3 protein-coding genes and 1 pseudogene are annotated in these 1,680 nt (G+C 54.4%); 1 reads left to right on the top strand and 3 read right to left on the bottom strand.

Annotated elements, in window-relative coordinates:
• Window positions 1-130 precede the first annotated feature (130 nt).
• Together WN73_RS11815 and WN73_RS44555 are read right to left on the bottom strand one after the other, a co-directional pair.
• Window positions 131-244: pseudogene (locus WN73_RS11815) on the bottom strand (IS630 family transposase); the annotation flags it as partial.
• Between the two features lie 150 nt (window positions 245-394).
• Entirely contained in the window at window positions 395-805 is a 411-nt protein-coding gene (locus WN73_RS44555; RefSeq protein WP_442870070.1) for a hypothetical protein, read from the bottom strand.
• Here WN73_RS44555 and WN73_RS11820 point away from each other — a divergent pair.
• Window positions 728-1,027, top strand: coding sequence for a transposase (locus WN73_RS11820; protein ID WP_442870071.1), 300 nt, complete (start codon window positions 728-730; stop codon window positions 1,025-1,027). The two genes, WN73_RS44555 and WN73_RS11820, sit on opposite strands and share 78 nt — an antisense overlap.
• Window positions 1,028-1,060: 33 nt before the next feature.
• On the opposite strand, the gene WN73_RS11825 is transcribed toward WN73_RS11820, so the two are convergent.
• Window positions 1,061-1,680: thioesterase domain-containing protein (locus tag WN73_RS11825; protein WP_271552895.1), on the bottom strand; the 620-nt coding region annotated here is incomplete at its 5' end.

The following is a 1,680-nucleotide window of genomic DNA, read 5'->3' on the forward strand; positions in this document are numbered from 1 at the left end:
TTTGTCGGACACCTGCCGCGACAAAGCACTCACTGTCAGCTCAAGTCCCTTCTTTTACACATGTCAGCACCCGACCACGCTCCGCACTCTTCGAAAGATTCTTCTTGCACCAACGGGGGCGTCCACACATGTCCATGATAACGGTATCGCCCGGCCGCAGCGATGGGACGAGCAATTGCTCGACGTAGGCCAGGAAAGCGTCGCCATCCATTGGACCGTCCAGAACAAGCGGCGCGATCAGACCGTCCCGAAGCGACGTCGCCACAACTCCAGCACCGTTTCGATCGACGCGCCCGTCGTCCATGATTGAGATCGAATCATGGTGATACATCGAGTCAGAACTCGCGAGCGCGCGCAACAAAAACTACGACTGTAATGTTAGGGCTCCAACCCCTCATAGGCCTTTCGGGCAAACAATAGCCCGCACGGTTAGTCGGCTACCGGTGCCCTGCACATCGTTCTCTACGCGATCGGGATTTTTGTACCGACGGTCTGGATCAAACACTAGGCAAACAAGCGTATCGATTCCATCGAATTTGGAATATCGCGCGACGTCGTTGATCAGCTGATCCGTGACTTCCTCTTGACCAAGGCTGCTTCTCGTCATCTTGGCCTCGACCAGGATACGTTCGGCAGGGAGGTAAAAGTCGACCCTTGAGGCATTTCCGGCGAAACTCGGGGTGTGCTCCTCAGGCCGGACATCATCAAAGTGGAGTTTAAGAATTGCGTGCAGAAGATCGTCGTTCACTTCAAACGGTATACCTTTGCGCGCGAGCCGCTGATGGCGTGGTGCGAGGACAACCACGTGGATTATCTGTTCGGGTTCGCCCGCAACACGCGGCTGCTCGCCATGATCGCGGACGAACTGACGGCGGCCCGGGCTACAGCCGAGAAGACCGATCAACCGTCACGCCGCTTCAAGGACTTTCAGTGGAGCTTCAAAACGAACGCCTTCTGTGCGCCCGAAAACTTCGAGCCTTCATCGTTCTTCGCTCCTCCCGGCCGGGGAAATCGCGAAAAACTCTAACCAAAAATGGTCCAGTTCGCCGGCGGCCTCAGATCACGTCGGTGAGCTATTTAAGGCTCTTGATAACGAGCGTGCCAGGACTTTGCGGTTTTCTGGAGCGTTCATCATCGTCGCGTGATTGCCTGGAATCGGTGTGGTATCAATGGCCGCTGCACTCAAAACCCTGTCCCAGCCTCGCATCGGCGAGCTCATCTCTGGAGCTATTGAGCTCTTGTCTAGTCGTGCGCGACAACTTACGGAAGAATCCGTCGCGTAAAACTGATGTACCTCAATTGGCAGCGACGGAGCCCGATATAGCTGCAGCGCCCTTTGAAACTGCTCAATTCTCTCGTACATCAAAGCATCATTGTGATCCGGAGGTATAGCTCCTATTTGATGAGCCTTCTCAAGTAGTTGAGCAATTGAACTGTGCCGTGCAAAGCGCTTTAATAGTTTAAAGTGCTCGTCCTCTAGGGGTTCAAGAGTTTCCAGCACCACTTCGCATACCGTCTGGGTGGGCGTCATGCCGGCTGGCATTGCGGGTAGCGTAACATCAATGAACGCCATAAATGAGACAGTTTCATTGAGGCTCAGTAAGTGCTCGGCTATGGCGTAAGCCAATATTCCGCCTGATGAGTATCCAGCAAATCGATATGGACCCCGGGACCGTATCT

It is taken from the genome of Bradyrhizobium sp. CCBAU 45394 (assembly GCF_028128655.1).
GTDB classification, from domain to species: domain Bacteria; phylum Pseudomonadota; class Alphaproteobacteria; order Rhizobiales; family Xanthobacteraceae; genus Bradyrhizobium; species Bradyrhizobium diazoefficiens.